Source organism: Streptomyces colonosanans, assembly GCF_001866645.1.
Lineage (GTDB): Bacteria > Actinomycetota > Actinomycetes > Streptomycetales > Streptomycetaceae > Streptomyces > Streptomyces colonosanans.
The window spans coordinates 24,836-43,791 of record NZ_MLYP01000004.1; the positions used below are offsets into that span (position 1 = coordinate 24,836).

Here is an 18,956-nt window from a genome sequence, read left to right on the forward strand (position 1 = left end):
CCGCACTCTCATGTCAGCTCAGGCCCTCGATGGTGGTGCGGACCTTGGAGATGATGTCGTCGGGGATCGGGGCGTAGTTGTTCTGGCTCAGGACGGCCTGGCCGTCCGTGCTCGCGATGTAGCGCAGGAAGGCCTTGGTGGCGGGCAGGGTGTCCGCCTTGTTGCCCTTGTCGCAGGCGATCTCGTAGGTGACCAGGACGATCGGGTAGGCGCCGTCGGCCTTGGTGCCGTAGTTCAGCTTGAGCGAGAGGTCCTTGCCGGTGCCGACGACCTTGGCGTCCGCGATGGCCTTGGTGGCGTTGTCGACGGTGGCCTTGACCGGGGTGGAGGCGCCCGTGTCGATGGAGACCGTGGACATGTCCTTGGCGTACGACAGCTCGAAGTAGCCGATGGCGCCGGCGGTCTGCTTGACCTGCGCGGCCACACCCGAGGACTGCGGAGCGGACTGGCCGCCCTTGGCCTGCCAGGCCTTGCCGCCGTCGTACTTGCCCCAGACGGACGGGGCCGCGGCCTTCAGGTACTTGGTGAAGTTGTCCGTGGTGCCGGACTCGTCCGAACGGTGGAACGCCTGGATCTTGGTGGAGGGCAGCTTGGCGCCCGGGTTCAGCTTCTGGATCGCCTTGTCGTTCCAGGTCGTGATCTGGCTGTCGAAGATCTTGGCCAGGGTGTCGGCGTCCAGCACCAGGTTGTCGACGCCCGGCAGGTTGTAGCCGACGGCGATCGGGCCGCCGACCATCGGGAGGTCGATGCCCTGGCCGCCGGAGCAGACCTTCTTGGAGGCCGCGACCTCTTCGGGCTTCAGCGCGGAGTCCGAACCGGCGAAGGCGACCTGGCCCTGGGTGAACGCGGTGACGCCGGCGCCGGAGCCCTGGCCCTTGTAGTTGACCTGCACGCCGGAGCAGGCCTGGGAGAACTGCGCCACCCAGGCGTCGATCGCGTTCTTCTGCGCCGAGGAGCCGTCGGCGAGCAGCTGGCCCTTGGCGTTGTCGCACTTGGCCGAGTTCGCCGCCGACGACGACGAGGAGGAGGCGGAGCTGTCGCTCTTCTTGCCCGTGTCGTCGGAGCCGCACGCCGTGAGGGCCAGGGCGCCGGAGACCGCGAGAGCACCGAGGGTGAGGGCCCGCCGGTTCATGCGCTGAAGCTTCACTTTCGGGAGTTCCTTCCAGGAGCCGCCGTCCTGATCGGCGGCGTGCGAAGTGTGGGTGACGGCGGACGCGCACTCGAGGCCGCGCCCTCCCTCAGGTAAGGCCGAAATTAGGCAGAACAGGTGAAGGCGCCTACGGCCGCAAGTGAACGGAGGGTGAACCCCTGCGGACGGTGTGGTGAGGTCACGGAACGCTTACGGATCGGACACGAGGGCATTCCACTGAGCTGAGTCGGGACGGGCGTACGGCCTGCGGGTTTCGGTCGGGTGCGGCGTTGTTGCGGCTGAGCGCGCGGCGGCCCCGCGCCTTCTGGGGCGCGGGGCTTATATCGGGTTCAGGAGGATATCTACCAGTTCGCGGTCGCGAGGCTGGGTGAGGCGGGTCCGGGTCGCGGCCGGCGGGAGCCACAGGATCCGGTCGACCTCGCGGTTGGGGGTGAAGGAGCCGCCGCTCGCCTCGGCCGCCCAGTAGTGGACCTGCTTGGGGCGTCCGTACGCCTCGTAGTGGACGGTGGGCAGACGCACGCCGGGCACGGCGGTGTACCCCGTCTCCTCCGCCACCTCCCGCAGCGCACCGGCGAGCGCGTCCTCGCCGGGCTTGAGCTTGCCCTTCGGATGGGACCAGTCGTCGTACTTCGGCCGGTGGACCAGGCAGATCTCCAGCGCGCCGTCGACGGGGGAGCGGCGCCACAGGACACAGCCCGCGGCGCGGATGGCGTCGTCGCTCATCGGGTGCTCACGGCTCCTTTCCCGTGGCCGCGGCGCGCCGTGCCGCCGTACGGGCGCCTACGCAGTCTCCACCGTCTGCCTCTGCCACGACTGCTGGAAGGCGAAACGGGCGGCCTCCACTTCATGGCGCTGGTCGGCATGAAGCACGCCGAGGGCGTACGCCGTCGCCGGAGCGATGCGCGGGGTGCGCGCCGCCGCGGCAGCGGCGGCGGCCGCCTCCGCGGCGTCACGGTGCCGGTTCAGGGCCCGGCCCGCCGCCGACAGCCGTACGTCGACGGCCGCGTCCTTGCCGTACAGCACCTCCTGGGCGTAGCGGTGCAGCCGCAGCAGCAGCCGGACCTGGTGCCAGGGGCCGTCCTGCGGGTGCGGTGCCGGGTCCGGGGACAGGCCGTTGACCAGGGCCTCCGCGTTGTACGGATGGCCCGCGGTGACCAGCGGCAGCGCGGCCACCGCGTCGAGCAGCCGTTCGTGTGCCGCCGCGGCCGGCGGGCGCAGATCGGCGGTGGCCGCGGCGGGCGTGAGCGGGACCTCGCTGGCGAGGACGGCGACGCTGTCCGCCACCGCGTGGAAACGGCTCGACCCGAGGGCCTGCAGGGCCGCGGAGTGGGCGCGTGTGCGGGCCAGCGTCAGCTGGCGCTCCAGCAGCGCGCCCGCCTTCGCCGCGCCGACGGTAAGGGCGCCGCGCTCCGGGGCGGCGGGCCGCGCCGCGTCCCCCGGCTGCGCGGGGAGGGCCGACGCGCCCGACAGCCGGTGCAGGGCCTCGAGCAGCCGTTCGAGCCGGGCGGCATAGGCGTGCTCGCGGGCCAGCGTGCCCGACAGCCAGGCGAGCTCGGGACGCACCCTTTCTGCCCAGTCGGCGTCGAGCAGGGGGCGGAACGTGTGGAGCGTGCCGCTGATGCGGCGGGCCGAGCGGCGCAGGGCGAGCGCCGCGTCGCCGGAGTTCTCCGCCCCGCCCGCCACCCCCGCTCTCGATCTCGCCCGAACGGTGGGATGCGTGTCCCCCGTCTCCTGGTGCTGGCGCAGAGCACGGAGGAACTCCGTGGCCTGGGCCCTCAGGTAGCCCGCGAGGGCATCCCCGCCGGGGAGGGGCGGGGCCGTGGAGTCAGTGGAGGGATCAAGGTGCTGCTGTGCCACGCCGGCGCCTCCGGGCGTCTATGAGCATCTCCTGGATGTTCCGCAGGGGCTGGCCGTCCGCGTCGGTCGCATGCCGGGTCCACTCGCCGTCGGGGCCCAGGTGCCAGGAGGAGGTGGTGTCGGACATACCGGTCTCCAGGAGCCGGTTGAGGGTCGCCCGGTGCGCCGGGTCGGTGACCCTGACGAGGGCCTCGATACGGCGGTCGAGGTTGCGGTGCATCATGTCCGCGCTGCCGATCCACACCTCGGGCTCGCCGCCGCCCGCGAAGGCGAAGACGCGGGAGTGCTCGAGGAAGCGGCCGAGGACGGACCGTACGCGTATGTTCTCGGACAGACCGGTGACGCCCGGCCGCAGTGCGCAGATCCCGCGCACCCAGACGTCGACCGGGACGCCTGCCTGGGACGCCCGGTAGAGGGCGTCGACGACCGCCTCGTCCACCATCGAGTTGACCTTGATGCGGACGTACGCGGGACGTCCTGCGGCGTGGTGCTGGATCTCCTTGTTGATCCGGGAGATCAGACCGTCGCGCAGGGACTTGGGGGCGACGAGCAGCCGGCGATAGGTCTCGCGGCGCGAGTAGCCCGACAGCCTGTTGAACAGGTCGGACAGGTCCGCGCCGACCTGCGGATCGGCGGTCAGCAGACCCAGGTCCTCGTACAGGCGCGCGGTCTTCGGGTGGTAGTTGCCCGTACCGACATGGGTGTAACGGCGGAGCGTGTCGCCCTCCTGCCGTACGACGAGCGACAGCTTGCAGTGGGTCTTCAGCCCGAGGAGCCCGTACACGACGTGGCAGCCCGCCTCCTCCAGCTTGCGGGCCCAGCTGATGTTGGCCTGCTCGTCGAAGCGGGCCTTGATCTCGACCAGGACGAGGACCTGCTTGCCGGACTCGGCCGCGTCGACGAGCGCGTCGACGATCGGCGAGGTCTCCGAGGTCCGGTACAGCGTCTGCTTGATGGCGAGCACGTCCGGGTCGGCGGCCGCCTGCTCCAGGAATGCCTGGACCGAGGTGGAGAAGGAGTCGTACGGGTGGTGCAGCAGGACGTCCCGCTCCCGCAGTGCCGCGAAGACGTCGGGCGCCGACGCCGACTCGACCTCCGCGAGGTCGCGGTGGGTGCCCGCGATGTACTTCGGGTACTTCAGCTCGGGATGGTCGAGGTTGGCGACGCCGAAGAGGCCCGTGAGGTCCAGGGGGCCGGGCAGCGGGTACACCTCGGCCTCGGAGATCTTCAGCTCGCGTACCAGGAGGTCGAGGACGTAGCGGTCGATCGACTCCTCCACCTCCAGGCGCACCGGCGGCCCGAAGCGGCGCCGCATGAGTTCCTTCTCCAGGGCCTGGAGCAGGTTCTCGGCGTCGTCCTCCTCGACCTCCAGGTCCTCGTTGCGGGTGATCCGGAAGGTGTGGTGCTCCAGGACCTCCATGCCCGGGAACAGCTCCTCCAGATGCGCGGCGATGACGTCCTCGATGGGGACGTAGCGCTGCGAGGAGGCCTCCAGGAAGCGGGAGAGCAGCGGCGGGACCTTGACGCGCGCGAAGTGGCGGTGGCCGGAGACCGGGTTGCGCACGACGACCGCGAGGTTCAGCGACAGCCCCGAGATGTACGGGAAGGGGTGCGCGGGGTCGACGGCCAGCGGGGTGAGTACCGGGAAGATCTGGTGGCGGAAGAGCGTGAACAGGCGTGCCTGCTCCTTCTCGGTCAGCTCGTTCCAGCGGACCAGGTGGATGCTCTCCTCCGTGAGCGCGGGGGCGACGTCCTCGTGGAAGCAGGCCGCGTGCCGGGCCATGAGCTCGCGGGAGCGGGCCCAGATCATCTCCAGCACCTCGCGCGGCTGGAGGCCGGACGCCGACCGGGTGGCGACACCGGTGGCGATGCGGCGCTTCAGGCCTGCGACCCGGACCATGAAGAACTCGTCCAGGTTGCTGGCGAAGATCGCCAGGAACTTCGCCCGCTCGAGGAGCGGCGTGTTCGGGTCCTCGGCGAGTTCGAGCACGCGCTCGTTGAACTGGAGCCAGCTGCGTTCCCGGTCGAGGAAGCGGCCCTGCGGGAGCTGGGCGCCCTCGGCCTCCTCGTACACATCGAGGTCGGCGTCGATGTCCGGTTCCAGGTCGGAGACCGTCGCGGCCACGGCGTGCGGGCGGTGCGCGGCGATGGAGCCCACGGAGGGCTGCTGGTTCTGCATGTTCGCGCGACCCGAGGGTTCTCCATCACGCGCGGTGGTGGGGGACGGCTGGGCCTGTGCCTGGGCATTTTGCTGGCTCATGAACCCATTCTTCCGCGCCGATCGGGTGAGGGGCGCGTCGGAGAGCGAAGGCGGCAGTGCGACGAGGGGACGCCCGCTCTCCGCACCGGCCCCGCTCTCCCGGGGCGGCGGGGGCTCTGGCGCGGCGGCGTTCATTGCCCGAGCGTCGCAAGCCCGTCTGAATCAAGGGTTACGGCGACATGACATGCGGGATAGCGGGTGGAGGCTCGCGGGCGTCCCTGTAGGGCGCGCGGTGGCGTAGGGGGCTTGGGCAGCGTGTGCCGCGCGGTGTGTGCCGGCGGCCGGGCGGCCCGCACCGGGTCGGTCGGGAACCGTTCCCGGACCGACCGGAAACTCCTCTCGGGAAACGTGAACCGATCGAGGGGGCTCGTCCGATGAAGGGGCGTGAGGGAAACGAGAAGTGACGGGGAGCTGCTGCATGCCGCGGCGGACGGGGACCGTCGCGCCTTCGAGGAGCTGTACCGGCGGTACGCGCCGTGGCTCACGGCACGACTGCGTGGCCGGTGCGCCGACCCGGGGGTCGTGGACGACGTCGTGCAGGAGACGTTCCTCGCGGTCTGGCGCGGCACCGCGCGCTACCGCGAGGACGGTGACGTGGCCGGCTGGCTCTGGCGCATCGGCGCCCGACGGCTGGTGGACGCGCTGCGCGGCGACGGCGCGCGTGGCCGGCTGCGGAAGACGCTGGCGCGGCTGCGGCACCGTCACGAGGCCTCCGCGGAGGAGCGTGTCCTCGCGGGAGTGGAGCACGGCGACCTGGCGGGGGCGCTGACCAGGCTCTCGCCCGAGCTGCGGGCCGTCCTGCAGGCGACGGTGGTCGACGGACTGACGACCAAGGAGGCGGCCGTCCTGCTCGGTATTCCCCCGGGCACGGTCAAGACACGGGCGCTGCGCGCGCGCAAGCGGTTGCGGGAGGAGCTGGCATGAGCGACGACAAGCACGACGGCATCGGATGGCACGCGGACGCCGACGATCTTCGCGCCTATGCGCGCGGCGAGCTGGAGGCACCCCGGCTGTGGTCCGTCGACGCACATCTGATCGCCTGCGCGCCCTGCCGCCTCGCGCTGGCCGAGGCGGGCGACCCGCTCGCCCTGGACGCGGGCTGGGCGCGGCTCGACGCCGAGCTGGACGCTCCCCGGCCGGGCGTCGTCGAGGCCCTGCTGACGCGCATCGGGGTCGCCGACCACACCGCGCGGCTGCTCGCCGCGACACCTGTGCTGCGCGCCTCCTGGCTGAGCGCGGTGCTGCTGGTCCTGGCCATGACGGTGGCAAGCGTGTACACGGCCGACTCGCCCTGGCTGTTCCTAGCGCTGGCTTCGCTGCTGCCGCTGGCGGGCGTCGCGCTGTCGTACGGTCCGGTCCTCGACCCGACCTACGAGATGGCGCTCGTCGCCCCGCTGCACGGCTTCCGTCTGCTGATGATCCGCACGGTCGCGGTGCTGGTCACCAGCCTGGGGCTGAACGGCCTGGCGACGCTGGCCCTCCCGGAATACGGGCTGCGGGCGCTGGCCTGGCTGCTGCCCGCACTCGCGCTGACCACGACGGGTCTCGCACTGACCGCCCGGCTGGGCCCGGTCCTCGCCCCCGCCCTGGTCAGCGGCGGCTGGGTCGCCCTGCTGGTGGTGACCAGGGCGACCACCCACGGGACGCTCGTGCCGTTCACGGCGGCGGGCCAGGGCGTGGCGGCGGCGATCGCCGTGGTCGCCGCGGTCTCGCTGCACCGTCTGCGGGACCGGTTCGACGGCTCGCCGTCCCCCTCCTCCATCACCGACTTCGCGCACAGGAGCGCCTCATGACCACCCACCCCACCGTCTCGGCCTCCGGCCTGACCCTGCGCTACGGCGGCACAGCCGCTCTCGACGACGTCTCCTTCCGCCTGCACGAGGGCGTCACGGGCCTGCTCGGACCCAACGGTGCGGGCAAGACGACCCTGCTGCGTGTGCTGGCCACCGCCGTGCCCGCCGACCGGGGTGCCTTCACCGTCCTCGGGCACGACCCGGGCACGGTGAACGGCCGCCGGGAGGTGCGGCGCCGGCTCGGCTATCTGCCGCAGACCCCGGGCTTCCACGCGGACTTCACCGCCTTCGCGTTCGTCGACTACGTGGCGATCCTCAAGGAGCTCACCGACCGGGCGGCCCGCCATCGCGAGGTGCGGCGCGTGCTCGAGGCCGTCGACCTCTCCGATGTGCGCGGCAAGCGCATCAAGCGGCTCTCCGGCGGAATGCGCCAGCGTGTCGCCCTGGCCGCCGCGCTCCTCGGGGATCCGGACCTGCTGCTGCTCGACGAACCGACCGTGGGCCTCGACCCCGAACAGCGCATGCGGTTCCGGGAGGTGATCGCCGAGGCGGGCCAGGGCAGGACGGTGCTGCTGTCCACCCACCAGACCGAGGACGTGGCGATGCTCTGCCGTCGCGTCATCGTCATGGCCCACGGCCGTGTCCGCTTCGAGGGCACCCCGGCCGAGTTGACCGCACGGGCGGCGGGCCGGGTGTGGAGCAGCGCGGAACGCGACCCGCAGGCCCGTGCGGGCTGGCGCACGGGCCTGGGCGCCTTCCGTAATGTCGGCGACCCGCCCAAGGACGCCGAACTCCTCGAACCCACCTTGGAGGACGGCTACTTGCTCGTCCTCGACGGCGAGCCCGTGGAGGTCGCGTCCGCATGAGCGCCGTCATCGACAAGGCCCCCGTGGTGTCCGCACCCGCGCAGGCCGGCCGCCACCCGGTCTCCGCGGTCCTCGCACTCGCCCGCTTCGAGGCCCGCGAACTCCTCCTGCGGATCCCGGTGTTCGTGTTCCTGCTGCTGTACGTCGGCCAGACCGGCTGGAAGCTGTTCTCCCGGGGCGGCATGGACGACTACCCGGTCCTGCACCACGTCGACTGCGCAACCCAGTCCGGCCCTATGTTCCTTGACATCGCCGTCCTCGTCTCCGTGAACGTCGCCGTGCTGCGCTCCCGGCGCCACGACACGGACCGGCACTTCGACACCCTGGTCATGGAGCCGTGGCGGCGCACGCTCGCGCACGCGCTGTCGGTGGTGCCCATCGCCGCGGTCACCGCGCTGGTCGTCGCCGTCGAGTTCGGCTGGGCGGCGCTGCAGCCGGGTGCGGTCGGCCATGGTTCGGTCGCCGAGCTGGCGGTGGGGCCGCTGGTGCTGCTGCTGTGCGGAGTCCTGGGGGTACTGACCGCGCGGGTGATCCCGAGTGTGCTCGGCGGCCCCGTCGTCGTGGTCATCGGGTTCGTCGCGTTCATGGTCGCCCCCGGCGTCATCGGACCGGACACGGTGCACTGGCTGGACTGGCTGCAGCCATATGTCTGGGAGGGCGGCCTCAAGCCGATCCCCTCCGGCCTCCTGGGCCGCCCGGCCGCCTGGCACGTCCTGTATCTGGCGGGCCTGACCGCACTGCTGCTGTGTGTCGCGGTCCTGCTGAACGGGCGGCGTACACGCCTGCTGAAGGCGGTGACGGCGGTAGCGCTGGCTGCCACGGTCGGGGGGATCGCCGGGCAGTCCCCGAGCCACGAGGCCGCCCTGACCGCGGCCCGTGACAAGGTGAGCCACGGGCCGGCGCCCTTCCAGTCGTGTGAGACGCACGGCCGGTCGACGTACTGCTCCTTTCCGGAGTGGACCGGCTGGCGGGACGACTGGGCGCGGGTCGTCGACCGTGTCCAGAGCCTCGCCGGCGGTCGGGCCCAAGGAGCACGGCTGACGATCCGGCAGCGGATACCGGTCGTCTACGACCTGCGCAGCGACTCCGCCATCATGCCCCTGCACACACCGGGCGAGGTCACGGCCGGCACGCTCTGGGGCGGCAACCGTGTCCCCGAGTTCGCCGTCGGGGTCGCATCGGTTCTCGTGGCAGGGGACGAGGAGTCGGCCCCCGGGCCGTGCGACGCCCGCGTGGTGACCGTCATGTGGCTGGCGCTGGCCGCGCAGGACGATCCGAAGACGGCGTTCCGCAACGTCCGCCTGGACGACAGCGTCGAGGGCTCCGCCGCCGTCCTGGGCGTCACGGACTCGCTCTCGATGAGCGCCGGGCAGACCCGGATCGTCCGGGAACTCCTCGAGCGTCCGCGCTACAGCGTCACGGCCCGGGTGAAGTCCCACTGGACGGAGCTGACGTCCCCGAAGACCTCACGGGCGCGGGTGGCGGAACTGCTCGGGGTACCGGCCGCCGAGGGGGACGACGAGGAAGAGGGGGAGCTGTGCCGGCAGTAGCCGACAGATATGCGGGGATCGCGGCCCTCGTCCCGCCGGTGTGGCGCTCCCTCCCCTGGGGGATGCTCGGTGCCGCCGCCGGCCTGGGCCCGGCTCTCGGCGCGGTCGCACGGCTGACGCCGGGCGGGTACGGCACCGCCTTCGCCGCCGTGCTCCTCAGGGTCGCCGCGGTCGCCCTCGCCCTGGGCCTGGCGTTCCTGCTGGACGATCCGGCGCGGCACACCACCGCGGCGGTGCCGACCCGGCGGGTGGTGCGCAGCGGAGTGCGGATGGTGCTTGCCGCCCCGTTCGCGGCACTGAGCTGGACGGCGGCCCTGCTGCTGGTACCGGCGCGGATACGGCCCCCGGCCGGCGACCTCACCCTGGAGGCGGCGGCGCTGGCGGCCCTGGCGCTCACCGGCGCCGCGAGCGCCCTACGGTTCACCGACAGACCACGGCCGGGGGCGGCGGTGGCGGCGGCGCTGCTGATGGGAACGCTGCTGGCGACGCTGCTCCCTGAGCGAGGGTCCCTGCTCGTCGCGGTGGGCGCCCCCGGCTGGGCGGCGGCCCATCAGCGATGGGCGGCCCTGCTGATGCTCACCCTGCTGGTGGGCGCGGCGCTTCTGCCGGAGCCGGTACGCAGGCACCGGGTGACGGCCCGCGCCCACCGCTGACGGCGACGCACGGCCCCGGTCACCCGTTCCTCACGTTTCCGACCGGTACATCAGATCCGTCTCGTGGGTCATGAAGCCCAGCCGCTCGTAGACCGTGAGCGCGGCCTTGTTGTCCGCGTCGACGTACAGCATCACGGTGGGCAGGCCCTGGGCGGCGAGGTGCCGCAGGCCGATCGTGGTGAGGGCGCGGCCGAGGCCGCCGCCCTGAGCGCCGGGGCGGACGCCGAGGACGTACACCTCGCCGAGCTGCTCCTCCGCGTGGACCTTGGTCCAGTGGAAGCCGATGAGCTCCGGGCCGTGCTCGCCCTCGCGCTCGGCGAGGAAGAAGCCCTGCGGGTCGAACCATGGCTCGGCCATGCGATCGTCCAGGTCGCGCTGGGTGAGCGAGCCCTGTTCGGGGTGGTGGGCGAAGGCGCTCGCGTTGACGGTGAGCCAGGCCGTGTCGTCCCGGCCGGGCACGAAGGTGCGCACCGTGACGCCGTCGGGCAGCTTGGGCTCGGGCAGCTCGAGGTCGGTCAACGGGCGGCGCATCTGGCGCAGTTCACGGAAGAGGGTGAGGCCGAGCACCTGGGCGAGGTGCCGGGCCGCGGAGTGGCCGCCGTGCGCCCACACCCGCAACCGCTTGCCGGAGGCGGCGAGGAGCGCGGCGCCCAGCGCCCGGCCGTGCCCGTGCCCGCGATGCGAGGGGTGCACGGCCAGCTCGGCGGCGGGGGCCTCGACCGGGTCGGTGTCTTCCAACTGGGCGTATCCGACGAGCGTGTCGCCGACCGTCAGCAGAAGATGGGACACGCCCTCCCGCTCACCGCCGCGCAACTGCAGGCGTCCCTGTTCGGACACCGCCTGCTGCCCGTCGACCCGGGCGGCCTCGGCGAGCAGCGCGAGCACGGACTCGGCTTGTCCGGGAGAAAGCGCGGTGAGGGTCTCGATGGCGCGGGGCGATGCCGGGTGGGCGCAGTCGTCGCTGGTCATGAGTACGAGAGTACGGGGATGGCCGCCGAAAGGAGACGCAAATGGACACCTGGTTGTAATCCCGGACCCCTGTTGCGCTACGCGCGTTGACCCTAGGCTGCGCGAGCGACCGTCTCAGCGTGCTCATTACACGAAGCACGCATGGACGGTCCGGACACCACACACGCGGGCAGACGGTCCGGCCGCGCATGCCCGGCGTAACCGCGCGCACTTCACTCAGGGGAGCACATGCCACCGACGGCACACCGGCACAGACGTCTTCACCGTATCCTCGCCGCCGCCGCGGGCCTTGCCACCGTGGGCGCCCTGGCGGCTGCGCTGCCTGCCGACGCCCAGGAGGGCAAGCCCGCTCAGGGGAACGGTCAGTCGGGCCGCTACCAGGACGTGCAGTTGCTGTCGTTCAACGACCTGCACGGCAACCTGGAGCCGCCCGCGGGCTCCTCGGGGCGGGTCACCGAGCACCAGGAGGACGGCACCACCAGGACCATCGAAAACGTGGGCGGCGTGGAGTACCTCGCCACGCACCTGCGGCAGGCCCGCGCGAACAACCCGTACTCCATCACGGCCGCCGCCGGTGACATGGTCGGCGCCTCACCGCTGCTCTCCGGGCTGTTCCACGACGAGCCGACCATCGAGGCGCTCAACAAGCTGAACCTGGACGTCACCAGCGTCGGCAACCACGAGTTCGACGAGGGTGCCAAGGAACTGGCCCGGCTGCAGAACGGCGGCTGTCACCCCACGGACGGCTGCTACGACAAGAGCCAGGAGTTCAAGGGAGCGAACTTCCCTTACCTGGCCGCGAACGTGACGGACGAGAAGACCGGCAAGCCGATCCTCAAGCCGTACTGGGTCTGGAAGAAGAACGGCGTCAAGGTCGGCTTCATCGGCGTGACCCTGGAGGGCACTCCGAACATCGTCTCCGCCGAGGGTGTCAAGGGCCTGAAGTTCGGCGACGAGGTGGAGACGATCAACAAGTACGCCAAGGAGCTCCAGAAGCAGGGCGTCCAGTCGATCGTCGCGCTGATCCACGAGGGCGGTATGCCGGCGTCGTCCGCGTACAACTACGACTGCGACAGCCCGGGGCCGGGCGACGGCATCTCCGGTCCGGTCGTCGACATCGCCAAGCACGTCACTCCGGCCGTGGACGCGCTGGTCACCGGCCACACCCACCAGGCGTACGCGTGCACGATCGACGACCCGGCGGGCCACCCCCGCATGGTGACGTCGGCGTCCTCGTTCGGCCGTCTGTACACGGACACGACGCTGACGTACGACCGCGCGAGCGGCGACATCGTCCGTACGGCCGTCAAGTCCGCGAACCACGTGGTCACCCGGAACGTCACTCCGGCCCGCGACATGTCCGATCTGATCACCAAGTGGAACCGGCTCGCCGCTCCTGTCGCCTCCCGGCCCGTCGGCTACATCGCGGGCGACATCGACACCGCCGGCACCGAGTCCCCGATGGGTGACCTGATCGCGGACGCGCAGTTGGCGCACGCCAGGTCCCTCGACCCCGAGGCGGACCTCGCCCTCATGAACCCCGGCGGCATCCGTGCGCCGCTCACCCGCAAGGCGAGCGACGGTGCGGTGACGTACGGGCAGGCGTTCACGGTCCAGCCGTTCGCCAACACCGTGAACCTGGTCGACCTGACCGGCGCCCAGCTGATCACCGGGCTCCAGCAGCAGGTCAGTGGGGCGAACGAGGCCTCGCCGAAGATCCTGCAGGTCTCCGGGGGCCTGACCTACACGCTGGACCTGACGAAGTCGGGCGCCGCGCGCGTGGTCACGGACTCCGTCAGGCTGAACGGCGCCGCGATCGACCCGGCCGCCACCTACCGCGTCGCGATGAACTCCTTCCTCGCGGGCGGCGGCGACGGCTTCGCCGAGCTGGGCAAGGGGAAGAACATGCTGGTCGGCGGCGACGACCTGGAGGCGTTCACGACGTATCTGACGGCCAACTCGTCGGCCGCGGCGCCGTACCCGGTGCCGGCGGCGGACCGGATCACCGTCCTGAAGTGATGACCGGCGGCCCGCCCCCGTCCAGGGACATGGACGAGGGCGGGCCGCTGTGCGTCACGTGTGGTCCGGAAGAAGCGGTCCGGGGTCAGGACGTACGGCCTGTGCCGCCCCCGGCGGCGGAGTCGGCGCCCCCGGCAGCCGTACCGTGGCCACCGTTCCCCCGCCCTCCGCGGGGGTGAGGGTCACCTTGCCGCCCGCCTGCTGGACCGTGCGGGCCACGATCGACAGGCCCAGGCCGGAGCCGGGGAGCGCGCGGGCCGAGGGCGAGCGCCAGAACCGGTCGAAGACGTAGGGGAGCTCCTCGGCCGCGATACCGGGACCGTGGTCGCGGACCGTCAGGACGCCCTCCGTCAGCACGACCTTGATCGTGCCGCCGTCGGGGCTGAACTTCACCGCGTTGTCCAGGATGTTCACGACCGCCCGCTCCAGTGCGGACGGTTCCGCCCGTACGTACCACGGCTGGAGATCCGTGGTGATCGTCAACTCCGGGCCGCGCAGCCGGGCCCGGTCCAGGGCGGACTCGACGATCTCCTGCCACGCCAGCACCTGCGGCTTGCCGGCGTGCTGGCCCTTCGCCGGCCGCGACAGTTCCTGAAGGTCCCCGATGAGGGACGCCAGCTCCGTCATCTGCGCCTTCACCGAGGAGAGAAGCGCCTTGCGGTCCTCCGCGGGCAGGGGGCGTCCCGTCTCCTCGCTGCGGGTGAGGAGTTCGATGTTCGTCCGCAGTGAGGTGAGGGGCGTACGCAGTTCGTGGCCCGCGTCCGCGATCAGCTGCTGCTGCAGATCGCGGGAGCTGGCCAGGGACGACGTCATGGAGTTGAAGGAGCGGGAGAGACGGGCGATCTCGTCCTCGCTGTGCTCGTCCACGGGGATCCGGGTGGTCAGGTCCTCGGTGCGGGCGATGTGCTCGACGGCCTCTGTGAGCTTGTCGACGGGACGCAGGCCGGCGCGGGCCACGGCCAGACCGACGGCTCCGGCGCCCATGACTCCGAGGCCGGACACGACCAGGAGGATGAGGGCCAGGTCGCTCAGGGTCTTCTTGGTGTCCTGGAGGGGGTACGCCACGAGCAGGGCGTAGTCCTGGTACAGCTGCGGGCCCGCCGGTCCCTCGGAGACCAGGGGGGTCGTCAGTACCCGCACCGGGTTGCCCTTGCTGTCGATGCTGTTGTGGAGCACGCCCCGGGTCGGGTTCCTGGCGATCTCGATGTCGCTGTTCGTGACGTGGACGAGGCCCGCCGAGTTCGGGTAGACGCAGGCGTCGCCACCCGAAGTGATCACCTGCGTGTAGTAGGTGCGGGGCTGGGGTCCGCGGTCGTCCTGCGGGGAGGGTGTGGTCGTGCAGTTGCCCAGGACGGTCGCCAGTCCGCCCGCCCTGACCGGCTGGCTCGTGTTCTTCAGGTTGCCGTCCACCTGCTCGTACAGCTTCCCCTGCACGACGAACCAGCAGCTCACCGACACGGCGGCCACTCCGAAGGCCACGGCCGCGGCCACCAGCAGGGCCAGCCGGGAGCGGAGCGGGAGGGAGCGGAACCGTCTGATCACTCCGCGCCGCCTTGGCGCAGCACATAGCCGACACCACGGACGGTGTGCACGAGGCGCGGCTCGCCGCCCGCCTCCGTCTTGCGCCGCAGGTACATCACGTACACGTCGAGCGAGTTCGACGACGGCTCGAAGTCGAAGCCCCAGACCGCCTGGAGGATCTGCTCGCGGGTCAGCACCTGGCGCGGATGTGCCATGAACATCTCCAGGAGCGTGAACTCGGTACGGGTCAGTTCCACGGCCCGCCCGCCTCGTGTGACCTCGCGTGTCGCCAGGTCCATCCGGAGGTCGGCGAACGTCAGCGCCTCGTCCTCCTCGGCGCCGGTCGCTGTGACCGCGTACGAGCTGCGGCGCAGCAGGGCCCGGATGCGGGCGAACAGCTCGTCCAGCTCGAACGGCTTGACCAGGTAGTCGTCGGCTCCCGCGTCCAGGCCGGTGACCCGGTCCCCGACCGTGTCGCGGGCGGTGAGCATGAGGATGGGAGTGGTGGTGCCCGCGCCGCGCATCCGGCGGGCGGCGGTGAGGCCGTCCATGCGGGGCATCTGGATGTCCAGGACGACCAGGTCGGGCCGGTAGCCGGTCGCCTTCTCCAGCGCGTCCGCGCCGTCCACGGCGACCGCGGTGTCGTAACCCTCGAAGGCGAGGCTGCGCTGGAGTGCTTCGCGCACCGCCGGCTCGTCGTCGACGATCAGGATGCGCTGTGATTCTCGGTCGCCTTCGGCGGGGCTCATTGTGGAGTTCCTCAAGGTGCGATCGGACGGGGCTGCATGTATTCAGACTCGCACGTTTCGGGGCAGAGGCGGAGAGAGCGGTCAGGTGCCGTCGCCGGCGGCCGCCCCCGAGCCGTACAGGACGGTTCAGCCGAGCACCGCGGTGAGCCGGTTCAGCGGCACCTTGCGGCGGTGGGTCCGACGGGGGCCGGTGCGCAGGCCCATCAGCTGCGGGACCGCCACCTCCGGCGTCCGCGCCACCACGGTGCGCAGTTCGCATGCCTGAGGCTTGCGGGGCGCCGGTACGTGGAGTTCGTGTGCCACGGCCAGGGCCAGGGTAATACCGGCGGGGCCGACGGGGCCGGTGACCTCGTGCACTATCTGCCTGATCATGTCGTACTCCTTTTCGCTCGCCCGGCCGGGCGTCGGTTCAGTTCTGGAAGCCGGCGCGAAGCTTCGCAAGGTCGGACTTCGCGGTGTTGATCGGGATGGCGAAGCCGAGACCGACGCTGCCGGCGCTCGACGAGGTCGAGCCCGAGTCGGCCGAGTACATCGCCGAGTTGATGCCGATGACGTTGCCGTTCATGTCGATGAGGGCGCCGCCGGAGTTGCCCGGGTTCAGGGACGCGTCCGTCTGGATCGCCTTGTACGTCGTCGTGGACGAGCCCGGGTCGCCGTTGAAGTGGCGGCCGCCGAACTCGAAGGGCCACTGGCCGTCCTGGCCCTGGTTCTCGTCGGCCGGGACGGTGACGTCGCGGTCGAGGGCCGAGACGATGCCGCTGGTGACCGTGCCGCTCAGGCCCTCGGGGGAGCCGATCGCGACGACCTGGTCGCCGACCCGGATGCCATCGGAGTTGCCCAGGGTGGCGGCCTTCAGGCCGGAGGCGTTCTCCAGCTTGATCAGCGCCAGGTCCTTCTTGCTGTCGGTGCCGAGGACCCGCGCGGTGTACGCCGTGCCCTCGCTCGTCGTCACCTTGACCGAGGAGGCTCCGGAGATGACGTGGTTGTTGGTGAGGATCTCGCCGTCACCGGTGATGATCACGCCGGAACCGGTCGACCGTCCGGAGTTCGAGGTGGCGCGGACCTCCACGATGCTCGGGCTGACCGCGGCGGCCACGCCGGCGACCGTGCCCTTCTTGCCCGCCGGCACCACATTGGTGCTGGTGGAGCTGGAGGAGGCCGTGCTCTTGCCGGTCAGCTCCTGGATGCCGTACGCCGTGCCGCCTCCGATGGCCGCGGCGACGATCGCCACGGCGGACAGGAGGGCGAGCGGGCCCTTGGCGCGCTTCCTCGGCGCGGGCTCGGCGCCGGCCGGGGCCGCCGGCGGCTCCGGCGCGTACGCCGGCGGGGGCGGCCACTGGGGGCTCTCGGGGGAGGAGAAGTGCTGCTGCCGGGGGTCCGCGGACTGGTGTCCGTCACCCTGGGGGGAGTCGTACGCGCCGCTGCGGCGGAAGCTCTCGGTCATGCAAGAGAGATTGTCCCGTGATCATGAGAGCTATCTGAGTCGTCCCTGAAAAGCACGACAGAACCGTGTATGCCCGAAATAAGAACGCCTCCGGGCTCGGAACCCGCAGGGCGGGCCCGGTGTCACTCGCAGCCGCAGGACTGGCGTACGACCAGGCGCGACGGGAACAGCCTCAGCCGCTCACGGCGGGAGCCCGCGACGCGCAGGCTGTCGTCCAGGACCAGGTCGACGGCGGCGCGGGCCATGGCCGAGCGGTCGGTGGCGATCGTGGTCAGCGGCGGGTCCGTGAGCGCCGCCTCCTTGACGTCGTCGAAGCCGGCCACAGCCAGCTTGCCCGGCACATCGATGCGCAGCTCGCGGGCGGCGCGCAGCACGCCGATCGCCTGGTCGTCGGTGGAGCAGAAGACGGCGGGCGGGCGGTTCGGGCCGGACAGCAGTTCCAGGGCCACCCGGTAGGCGTCGTAGCGGTTGTAGGGCGCCTTGAAGAGACGGCCCTCCGTGGGGATCCCGGCCTCCTGCATCGCGCGCCGCCAGCCCTCGACGTGGTCGGAGACCGGGTCGCCGACCGCCGGGGTCTGCTCCGTGCCGCCCATGCAGGCGACGTACGGGTAGCCGTGCTCCAGGAGGTGGCGTGCGGCGAGCTGGGCGCCGCCGATGTCGTCCGTGACCACGGCGACGTCGTCGATCGCCTCGGGCCGTTCGTGCAGCAGCACCACCCGGGCGTCCCAGGCCTCGATCTCCGCGGCGGCGTGGTCGCTGAGCGCGTGGCTGACCAGGATCAGCCCGGAGACGCGCATACCGAGGAAGGCCCGCAGATAGTGGACCTCGCGCTCGGCCACATAGTCGGAGTTGCCGACCAGCACCATCTTTCCGCGCTCGGCGGCGGCCTGCTCGACCGCGTGCGCCATCTCCCCGAAGAAGGGCTGGCGCGCGTCCGGCACGATCATGCCTATGAGGTCCGTGCGCCGCGACGCCATGGCCTGGGCGACCCGGTCGGGCCGGTACCCCAGTTCCTTGATCGCGGCGAGGACACGCTCGCGCGTGGCCGGGGCGACCGGCCGGGGTCCGTTGTTGATGACATAGCTGACGACGGCGGTAGAGGTCCCCGCCAGCCGCGCCACATCATCCCGAGTCACCTTGGCCACGCGCGGAGTCTACGCGGATGGAACGCCGCTGGGCAGGGCGTACGCCTGTTCCTATGCCTCAGCCGCGACCTCGGGCGCGGGCACACGCGCCGGTCCGCCCGCATCCTTCGGCTTCGCCCGGGCCGCCCTGGCCTTCGCCTCCTCCGCTGCGCGCTCCACCTTCTCCGGGGTCACGAAGCGGTACCCGACGTTGCGGACGGTTCCGATCAGCGACTCGTGCTCGGGCCCGAGCTTGGCCCGCAGCCGCCGTACGTGGACGTCGACCGTGCGCGTGCCGCCGAAGTAGTCGTAGCCCCAGACCTCCTGCAGCAGCTGGGCGCGGGTGAAGACGCGGCCCGGGTGCTGCGCGAGGTACTTCAGGAGCTCGAACTCCTTGAAGGTGAGGTCGAGGACGCGGCCCTTGAGCTTGGCGCTGTAGGTCGCCTCGTCCACGGACAGGTCGCCGTTGCGGATCTCCGTCGGGGAGTCGTCGCCCGCGATCTGCAGCCGGCCCAGGGCCAGTCGCAGCCGGGCCTCGACCTCGGCGGGTCCCGCGGTGTCCAGCAGGACGTCGTCGATGCCCCAGTCGGCGGTGACGGCCGCGAGACCGCCTTCGGTGACGACGAGGAGGAGGGGGCAGCCGGGCCCGGTGGAGCGCAGCAGCCGGCACAGGCTGCGCACCTGCGGAAGGTCCCGCCGTCCGTCGATCAGGATGACGTTGGCGCCCGGGGTGTCGACGAGGGCGGCGCCTTCCGCCGGGGCCACGCGCACGTCGTGCAGAAGCAGGCCGAGAGCGGGCAGTACCTCGGTCGACGGCTGAAGGGCGTTGGTCAGCAGCAGCAGAGAACTCATCGCACCCCTTCCCCGGGCTCGAACAGGGGGGACCCCCATGCCTCGGTCGTCCTGCGCTCGTGCACGGGTCGCTCGCCCATAACGTCTGGTTCCTCCTCGGTCCCTGCGTTTGCGGCACTGCTTCGTCCGGTGCGAATCCCGCGCCCCTG

At 71.6% G+C, this 18,956-nt stretch carries 17 protein-coding genes; 6 read left to right on the plus strand and 11 right to left on the minus strand.

Going from position 1 to position 18,956, the window contains the following annotated elements; genetic code table 11:
* Positions 1–13: 13 nt before the first annotated feature.
* The 4 genes from pstS to BIV24_RS01335 form a co-directional block, all read right to left on the minus strand.
* On the minus strand, positions 14–1,147 hold the full coding sequence (gene pstS, locus BIV24_RS01320) for a phosphate ABC transporter substrate-binding protein PstS (RefSeq protein ID WP_071364230.1): 1,134 nt from the start codon (positions 1,145–1,147) through the stop codon (positions 14–16).
* A gap of 321 nt (positions 1,148–1,468) precedes the next feature.
* Entirely contained in the window at positions 1,469–1,873 is a 405-nt protein-coding gene (locus tag BIV24_RS01325) for an NUDIX hydrolase (RefSeq protein WP_071364231.1), read from the minus strand.
* A 57-nt stretch (positions 1,874–1,930) separates the two neighbouring features.
* Positions 1,931–3,007: a CHAD domain-containing protein gene (locus tag BIV24_RS01330; RefSeq protein WP_071364232.1), complete on the minus strand. Its 1,077-nt coding sequence runs from the start codon at positions 3,005–3,007 to the stop codon at positions 1,931–1,933.
* Positions 2,988–5,402, minus strand: coding sequence for an RNA degradosome polyphosphate kinase (locus tag BIV24_RS01335; RefSeq protein WP_079167935.1), 2,415 nt, complete (start codon positions 5,400–5,402; stop codon positions 2,988–2,990). Before BIV24_RS01335 ends, BIV24_RS01330 begins: the two co-directional genes overlap by 20 nt.
* 249 nt (positions 5,403–5,651) lie before the next feature.
* Between BIV24_RS01335 and BIV24_RS01340 the strand changes: the two genes are divergently transcribed.
* Genes BIV24_RS01340 through BIV24_RS01360 form a run of 5 tightly spaced genes read left to right on the plus strand, consistent with a single transcriptional unit; the run spans position 5,652 to position 10,129 of the window.
* Positions 5,652–6,191 carry an RNA polymerase sigma factor gene (locus tag BIV24_RS01340; protein WP_071364234.1) on the plus strand — a complete coding sequence of 180 codons (540 nt, stop codon included), beginning with the start codon at positions 5,652–5,654 and terminating at the stop codon, positions 6,189–6,191.
* Positions 6,188–7,060, plus strand: a complete 873-nt coding sequence (locus BIV24_RS01345; RefSeq protein WP_107459141.1) for a zf-HC2 domain-containing protein — start codon at positions 6,188–6,190, stop codon at positions 7,058–7,060. The genes BIV24_RS01340 and BIV24_RS01345 overlap by 4 nt, the downstream gene beginning before the upstream one ends.
* Positions 7,057–7,926: an ATP-binding cassette domain-containing protein gene (locus BIV24_RS01350; RefSeq protein WP_071364235.1), complete on the plus strand. Its 870-nt coding sequence runs from the start codon at positions 7,057–7,059 to the stop codon at positions 7,924–7,926. The genes BIV24_RS01345 and BIV24_RS01350 overlap by 4 nt, the downstream gene beginning before the upstream one ends.
* Positions 7,923–9,476, plus strand: coding sequence for an ABC transporter permease (locus tag BIV24_RS01355; protein ID WP_071364236.1), 1,554 nt, complete (start codon positions 7,923–7,925; stop codon positions 9,474–9,476). Before BIV24_RS01350 ends, BIV24_RS01355 begins: the two co-directional genes overlap by 4 nt.
* On the plus strand, positions 9,464–10,129 hold the full coding sequence (locus tag BIV24_RS01360; RefSeq protein ID WP_071364237.1) for a hypothetical protein: 666 nt from the start codon (positions 9,464–9,466) through the stop codon (positions 10,127–10,129). Before BIV24_RS01355 ends, BIV24_RS01360 begins: the two co-directional genes overlap by 13 nt.
* A gap of 30 nt (positions 10,130–10,159) precedes the next feature.
* Here the strand turns inward: BIV24_RS01360 and mshD are convergent, their stop codons facing one another.
* Positions 10,160–11,098 (minus strand): mycothiol synthase, encoded by a 939-nt coding sequence (gene mshD, locus BIV24_RS01365; RefSeq protein ID WP_071364238.1) that lies wholly within the window; start codon positions 11,096–11,098, stop codon positions 10,160–10,162.
* A 228-nt stretch (positions 11,099–11,326) separates the two neighbouring features.
* Between mshD and BIV24_RS01370 the strand changes: the two genes are divergently transcribed.
* Positions 11,327–13,117: a bifunctional metallophosphatase/5'-nucleotidase gene (locus tag BIV24_RS01370; RefSeq protein WP_071364239.1), complete on the plus strand. Its 1,791-nt coding sequence runs from the start codon at positions 11,327–11,329 to the stop codon at positions 13,115–13,117.
* A 54-nt stretch (positions 13,118–13,171) separates the two neighbouring features.
* Here the strand turns inward: BIV24_RS01370 and BIV24_RS01375 are convergent, their stop codons facing one another.
* The 6 genes from BIV24_RS01375 to BIV24_RS01400 all read right to left on the minus strand — a co-directional run bounded on the left by BIV24_RS01375 (position 13,172) and on the right by BIV24_RS01400 (position 18,807).
* A complete protein-coding gene (locus tag BIV24_RS01375) occupies positions 13,172–14,659 on the minus strand; it encodes a sensor histidine kinase (protein ID WP_071364240.1) in 1,488 nt (495 codons plus the stop codon).
* A complete protein-coding gene (locus tag BIV24_RS01380; RefSeq protein ID WP_071364241.1) occupies positions 14,656–15,387 on the minus strand; it encodes a response regulator transcription factor in 732 nt (243 codons plus the stop codon). The genes BIV24_RS01375 and BIV24_RS01380 overlap by 4 nt, the downstream gene beginning before the upstream one ends.
* Positions 15,388–15,513: 126 nt before the next feature.
* On the minus strand, positions 15,514–15,759 hold the full coding sequence (locus BIV24_RS01385; RefSeq protein ID WP_071364242.1) for a hypothetical protein: 246 nt from the start codon (positions 15,757–15,759) through the stop codon (positions 15,514–15,516).
* Positions 15,760–15,796: 37 nt separating this feature from the next.
* Positions 15,797–16,831 (minus strand): S1C family serine protease, encoded by a 1,035-nt coding sequence (locus tag BIV24_RS01390; RefSeq protein WP_071364243.1) that lies wholly within the window; start codon positions 16,829–16,831, stop codon positions 15,797–15,799.
* 122 nt (positions 16,832–16,953) lie between these two features.
* Positions 16,954–17,976 (minus strand): LacI family DNA-binding transcriptional regulator, encoded by a 1,023-nt coding sequence (locus BIV24_RS01395; RefSeq protein ID WP_079167938.1) that lies wholly within the window; start codon positions 17,974–17,976, stop codon positions 16,954–16,956.
* A 51-nt stretch (positions 17,977–18,027) separates the two neighbouring features.
* On the minus strand, positions 18,028–18,807 hold the full coding sequence (locus tag BIV24_RS01400) for a response regulator transcription factor (RefSeq protein WP_071364245.1): 780 nt from the start codon (positions 18,805–18,807) through the stop codon (positions 18,028–18,030).
* Between the last annotated feature and the right edge of the window lie 149 nt (positions 18,808–18,956).

Bases quoted from the DNA above. Each gene is read 5' to 3' on its own strand.
- BIV24_RS01325 (WP_071364231.1), bottom strand. From the start codon at position 1,873: ATGAGCGACGACGCCATCCGCGCCGCGGGCTGTGTCCTGTGGCGCCGC.
- BIV24_RS01335 (WP_079167935.1), bottom strand. From the start codon at position 5,402: ATGAACGCCGCCGCGCCAGAGCCCCCGCCGCCCCGGGAGAGCGGGGCC.
- BIV24_RS01345 (WP_107459141.1), top strand. From the start codon at position 6,188: ATGAGCGACGACAAGCACGACGGCATCGGATGGCACGCGGACGCCGAC.
- BIV24_RS01350 (WP_071364235.1), top strand. From the start codon at position 7,057: ATGACCACCCACCCCACCGTCTCGGCCTCCGGCCTGACCCTGCGCTAC.
- BIV24_RS01355 (WP_071364236.1), top strand. From the start codon at position 7,923: ATGAGCGCCGTCATCGACAAGGCCCCCGTGGTGTCCGCACCCGCGCAG.
- mshD (WP_071364238.1), bottom strand. From the start codon at position 11,098: ATGACCAGCGACGACTGCGCCCACCCGGCATCGCCCCGCGCCATCGAG.
- BIV24_RS01370 (WP_071364239.1), top strand. From the start codon at position 11,327: ATGCCACCGACGGCACACCGGCACAGACGTCTTCACCGTATCCTCGCC.
- BIV24_RS01380 (WP_071364241.1), bottom strand. From the start codon at position 15,387: ATGAGCCCCGCCGAAGGCGACCGAGAATCACAGCGCATCCTGATCGTC.
- BIV24_RS01385 (WP_071364242.1), bottom strand. From the start codon at position 15,759: ATGATCAGGCAGATAGTGCACGAGGTCACCGGCCCCGTCGGCCCCGCC.
- BIV24_RS01390 (WP_071364243.1), bottom strand. From the start codon at position 16,831: ATGACCGAGAGCTTCCGCCGCAGCGGCGCGTACGACTCCCCCCAGGGT.
- BIV24_RS01400 (WP_071364245.1), bottom strand. From the start codon at position 18,807: ATGAGTTCTCTGCTGCTGCTGACCAACGCCCTTCAGCCGTCGACCGAG.